Below are 6,206 nucleotides of genomic sequence, written 5' to 3'. Positions count from 1 at the left end.
TAATGATAATTTATCGTTATTCATATTGAATTAGAACTCTGAATAACGTAAGATTCTCTCATTTCAAATCTGTTTATCTTGAGTCAATCAAAATCTTTTGCTTGCACGTCACAATTAGGGCTGGCGTGTGGGTAAAAACTGTATAAGAAAGGACTAAAAATGGCTCTTATGAACCGTCTTAAGTGCCAAGGGCTGTCGGCAACATTGTGAGCTGGCAAATATAACGATGGCGCTGGCTTACTTCTTCATAAGCGTCAAGATGGAGGTGCTCAATGGCTTTATCGTTATACCATTCATGGACGCCGTCGCAAAATAGGCTTGGATACCTTGAGAGATGTCTCTTTAAAACAAGCCGTGAATATGCAATGCAATGGCATTCTATTTTACATGAAGGTCGTGACTCCATAAAAGAACGCAATAAACAAAAGCGTGCGGCAATAAGCAATAAAGTCTCCAATATAATAAAAATCTATTGCGTACCACTAACCTTTACGCTTCATAAAAAGAGCCAGTTGGCATCATCATACATTTTTCTAGCCACCAATGTTGCAGACGGATCTTAGCTGTTAAGAGCATTTACAAGAAGTATTTTAAATCTTGTCCTTAATATTTTTACCCATACGTTCTCCAGTTGTGACATACAAGAGACATCGTTTTGATTGATTCAACATGGAATAGGTTTTAAATGAGAAAATTCTACGGTATTAGTTTTTCTCATTCAATATGCAAACAATAAGTTATCTTTATAAATCAAAGTGATGCGACAGAACGGAAATATTTTTGCAAAGAATCTAAAAGTTTTTTGTGAATATTGTATTTGATAAAACTTTGATGGTGCTTGGTTTTTTAAAGGTAAAGTTTCATGGGTTTCGCTAGCATTGATTTCCCAATGACAAGCAATATTTTGTTGCGTGCAGAATACCGTTATTCAGATTTCTGTAAAAGAAATTTGTAAAGAATGTTGTCATTGACAGCCATGCGAAAATTTAATGAAAAGAATTCAACTTTAAGACACCTAATTCTCAGAGTGATTATTTTCATTGAATATAAAACTGAATGATTCAAATGTTTCAGAAGCCTTATTTTCAAAAATTCTTTATTTTTTGTGAGTGTGATATTTTTGCTACAGATCTTTCAAAAAAGATGCTCTATATACACATCATTTTGGATATTTGGAGAGATTTTATGAATACAAAACGTTTAATAACAGCGTCTATTTTTTCTTTAATTTCAGCGTCTACAGCGCTCGCTGCTGATGTCTTGATTCCTCATCAGCCAGCATCATCGACTTCTTCTACCATTGTTGCTCCTGCTTTTTCATGGACAGGTCTTTATTTAGGTATCCAGGCTGGTGGCTTTTCAAGCAAGGCTGATTTGGCTCTTGTTGGTCAAGAAAAGAGTTTGCCACTGGATAAAGAGTTCTCTCCTAAACTTTCAGGTTTTGCAGGTGGTTTTTATGCAGGGGCTAATATTGATCTCGGAGACAACTTTATTTTTGGTGTCGATACGGATTTAATTCTATCTGGAAAAAAGCACACAAAGAGCATTACTATAGGTGCGGCTGATAACGCTACAATAGAAAATGCAGTAGGAAGATCACGCAGATCAGCAGAAGTACCGACATCTTCTCTGGTAGTGCAACCTGTTCCAGCGGAACCAGCTGCAACAACGGAAACAGCAGCAGCGAAACCAGCTTCAACAACACAAACTAAACAATTAAAAGCAACAGAAGACTCATCAGAAAAATCAACAAAAACTGACGGTGCTGATTCCGGAAAAGCATTAAACTCACCAGCACCTGTAGCATCACAAGATGCTTCCCAAAAAGTGACAAAACCAGAAACAGAATCAGTGACAAACGCAACGTTAAAGAGTTCAGCACAACCTACTGCTGTTGTATCTAAACCAACACCCTCTACCACAGGAACAAACACACCAAAGCAATCAACGCTCTTATTGGCAAGATCAGGTACAGGAGAGCAATCATCAGGAGTAGGATTAAGTGGAGAAAACACATCTGCAAAATCAGAAACTGAAAAAAAGGTAAAAGAAGAACCAGCACCTCCTACTACATCAACAAAACCGGGAGAAAGTAGCTCTGTGTCGGTAAAATCTACATCGGAACAACCATCATTAGCAGACAGAACAGTACCGAGTACGAAATTAAAACTGGCGAGATCAGGGGGATCTGAAACAGAGACAAAAACTTCCAATGGAACAAGCGGAGCTCAGCATGGAGGTCATCATAGTACCCATGGTAGTGGACATGTTCATTCGCGTAGTGGATCTCATGCAGCTGGGCATGGCTCTGGTGCTCATGCACATGGTACTAATCCACATGGTTATCATTCTCATGGTGCACAAAGTACACAAGCGGCGGATAAGAGTGATGCCAGTATATATGGTATAGAACAAATGAAAAGGATGGCTTCTGAACTTGGTCTTGATCAAGAGGATGAAGTTGAAACTGTAAGCCATACTTTCAAACAAAATTGGGGTGGAGCTACACGGGTACGTATTGGTTTTGCTGCTGATCGCTTTATGCCTTATCTTGCTGGTGGAATTGCTTATGGGCAGTTCCAAGACACTATATCAATATCCGTTAAGGATGAGGATGGAAGCGTCGTTTCTTCTAAGAACTTAACTGATGAAACAAAAACCATGATTGGTTACACACTTGGTGGTGGCGTTGATTTCGCTGTGTTGGATAACGTGATTGTGCGCGCAGAGTATCGTTATTCTGATTTTGGTAAAAAGAAATTTGCAAAGGAAAAACTTGAAGTTAACTACAAAACCAATGATTTCCGTGTTGGTGTCGCTTATAAATTCTAAATTATTTTAAAGAGTAATTTTCTAAGAGGCTCCACTGGTCGTGGAGCCTTTATTTTTTCAAGATCATTTTTTTGTTTCTTTTCTTGTGAATTTCATGATAAAGCCCATGAAGTTTAATGATATATTTTCTTGATCGCTGCTTAATACGAATGATAAGCTCGGCTTTCCCTATAGATAAAAACCAGAGTTGCAGGGTTCAGGGAAGTTATGCAAAAATGAAATCGTAAAAGTGGACAGGAATATTTCACAATGACTGTGAAAAATGAAACAATAGATTATTCAAAAACTCTTTATCTCCCACAAACAAATTTTCCTATGCGTGCAGGGCTTCCGCAAAAAGAGCTTGAATTAATGGCACGTTGGGAAAATATGGGACTTTATGCGCAATTGCGTCAACAAGCAAAAGATCGTCCATTTTATATTCTGCATGATGGTCCACCTTATGCAAATGGTCATATTCATATTGGGCATGCTTTAAATAAAGTTCTAAAGGATGTTGTTGTCCGTTCATTCCAAATGCGGGGTTTTAATGCAAATTATGTTCCTGGTTGGGATTGCCATGGGCTTCCAATTGAATGGAAAATTGAAGAAAAATATCGAGCACAAGGAAAAAATAAGGACGAGGTACCTCTTAACGAGTTTCGTCAAGAATGTCGTGAGTTTGCACAGCATTGGGTGACCGTTCAAAGTGAAGAATTTAAACGCCTTGGTGTCGTGGGAGATTTTAACACACCTTATACCACAATGGCTTTTCATGCCGAAGCACGCATTGCGAGTGAATTGATAAAATTTGCTATGTCAGATCAGATTTATCGTGGTTCCAAGCCGGTAATGTGGTCTGTTGTGGAGCGTACAGCTTTGGCAGAGGCTGAGATTGAATATCACGATCATGAATCAGAGGTGATTTGGGTTAAGTTTCCTATTGTTGAAGCAAATTCTGATGATCTATATGGTGCTTATGTTGTCATTTGGACAACAACACCATGGACAATTCCAGGCAATCGTGCAGTGAGTTATTCTTCGCAGATTTCTTATAGTATTTACGAAGTTGAAAGTGCTGAAAATGATTTTGGTCCTCAAGTGGGAGAAAAACTTCTCTTTGCAGATGCTCTAGCGATGAGTTGTGCAGAAAAAGCCAAACTCGTTTTGAAGCGTTTGCGTGTTATTTCTGCTGACGAATTGAAAGCTCTTGTTCTTTCTCATCCACTCAAAGGTTTGGCTGGAGGGTATAGTTATAAGATTGCACTGCTTGAGGGGGCTCACGTGACAGAGAGTGCTGGTACAGGTTTTGTCCATACAGCACCAAGCCATGGACGTGAGGACTTTGAAATTTGGAATGATTATAAGCTTTTATTAGAGCAAATGGGAATTGATACATCGATACCCTTTCCTGTTGATGATGCGGGTTTCTATACGAAAGATGTGCCGGGTTTGGGACCAGATCGTGAAGGAGGACCTGCACGTGTTATTGATGATAATGGAAAAATGGGTGATGCCAATAAAGAGGTCATTAATGCTTTAATTAAAGCAGATCGATTGTTTGCACGGGGGCGTTTAAAGCATTCCTATCCCCATAGTTGGCGTTCGAAAAAACCTGTTATTTTTCGCAATACACCGCAATGGTTTGTTTCAATGGATAAAGATCTTGGAGATGGTTCAACTTTACGCAGTCGGGCTTTGGAAGCCATTTCAAAAACGCGTTTTGTGCCATCTTCTGGGCAAACCCGCCTTGCTTCTATGATAGAAGATCGTCCTGATTGGGTCCTTTCGCGTCAACGTTCTTGGGGTGTTCCTATTTGTATTTTTGCCAATGAGGATGGAGTTGTTTTGAAGGATGAAGGTGTGAACGAGCGTATTTTACGAGCTTTTGAAGCAGAAGGAGCCGATGCATGGTTTGCTGAAGGAGCACGTGAACGTTTTTTAGGTGAGCGTGCATATGAGCCTTGGATGCAGGTTTATGATATTCTGGACGTTTGGTTTGATTCTGGAGCAAGTCATAGCTTTGTGTTAGAAGATCGGGCTGATTTGAAATGGCCAGCAGATGTTTATTTTGAAGGCTCTGATCAACATCGTGGATGGTTTCAATCTTCTCTTTTGGAAAGTTGTGGTACGCGTGCTTGTTCTCCCTATAAGACAGTAATCACACACGGTTTTACTTTGGATGAGAATGGTAAGAAAATGTCTAAGTCGTTAGGCAATACAGTTGTTCCACAGGAGATCATTAAAACATCTGGTGCTGATATTTTTCGTCTCTGGGTCATGACAACAGATTATTGGGAAGATCAGCGTTTAGGTAAAAAAATTCTTCAAACCAATGTGGATTCATATCGTAAATTGCGTAATGCAATTCGCTGGATGCTTGGAACTTTAGCCTATGATGAAGGAGAAGAAATATCTTATGGTGTATTGCCAGATCTGGAAAAGTTTATATTACATCGGCTTTTTGAACTGGATCAATTGATTAATCGCGCCTACGATGAATTTGATTTTAAAAAAATCATGCGTGCATTATTAGATTTTTCAATCATTGAGTTATCGGCATTTTATTTTGATATCCGTAAGGATTCTCTTTATTGCGATGCGCCTTCCTCACAAAAACGTAAGGCTTCTTTGCAGGTTGTTCGTGAGATTTTTGAACGAATGGTGACATGGCTTGCTCCAATGCTGCCCTTTACGATGGAAGAAGCTTGGTTAGAGCGTTACCCAGAAAGCCAATCGGTGCATTTGGAACAATTTCGCTCTGTACCAGAAGAATGGCAAAATCAATCTTTGGCTGAGCGTTGGAAAAAAATTCGGCAGGTCCGTAAAGTTGTGACAGGTGCTTTAGAGCTTGAACGCGCCGATAAGCGTATTGGATCCTCGTTAGAAGCTGCTCCTATCGTTTTTATTGCCAATCCGGTTTTACGGGAAGCATTAGAAAATGTGGATATGGCGGAAATTTGTATCACCAGTGCTCTCACAATTACGCAAGATACAATGCCTTTTGATGCTTTTACTTTGAATGATGTTGAAGGTGTTGGTGTATATCCAGAGAAAGCATTGGGCAAAAAATGTGCTCGATCATGGCGTTATACGCAAGATGTTGGGAGCGATCCGACTTATCCTGATGTTTCTGCTCGTGATGCAGCTGCTTTGCGGGAATTAAAAATTCTTGGCAAGATTTAAAATTTTAAATCAAAGGAAAGAAATGCAAGTAGATTTCTGATATTGATGAATATAGTTTTTTGTGATACGAAGTCAATTCCGTTATTTTATCTGCAGGGGGGAAATTTGTTTATGGACCGTTCTCTCATAAATAGCGGGAATATGAGTCAGCCATATACTTAGGAGATGGAATAAGCAGTGAGAAAACGTGAAATAAAAATATTCCCAAT

At 39.3% G+C, this 6,206-nt stretch carries 2 protein-coding genes and 1 pseudogene; all 3 read left to right on the top strand.

Translation table 11 applies throughout. From position 1 onward, the window contains the following. Positions 1 to 159: 159 nt before the first annotated feature. Positions 160 to 446 (top strand): annotated as a pseudogene (locus BN338_RS11280) (Arm DNA-binding domain-containing protein); the annotation flags it as partial. A gap of 739 nt (positions 447 to 1,185) precedes the next feature. Then, entirely contained in the window at positions 1,186 to 2,832 is a 1,647-nt protein-coding gene (locus BN338_RS08145) for a porin (RefSeq protein WP_039761195.1), read from the top strand. A gap of 249 nt (positions 2,833 to 3,081) precedes the next feature. After that, a complete protein-coding gene (gene ileS, locus BN338_RS08140; protein WP_039760882.1) occupies positions 3,082 to 5,997 on the top strand; it encodes an isoleucine--tRNA ligase in 2,916 nt (971 codons plus the stop codon). Positions 5,998 to 6,206 lie beyond the last annotated feature (209 nt).

The sequence above is a fragment of the Bartonella queenslandensis AUST/NH15 genome, from assembly GCF_000312585.1.
GTDB classification, from domain to species: domain Bacteria; phylum Pseudomonadota; class Alphaproteobacteria; order Rhizobiales; family Rhizobiaceae; genus Bartonella; species Bartonella queenslandensis_A.
This window is presented reverse-complemented; position numbering and strand designations above follow the sequence as displayed.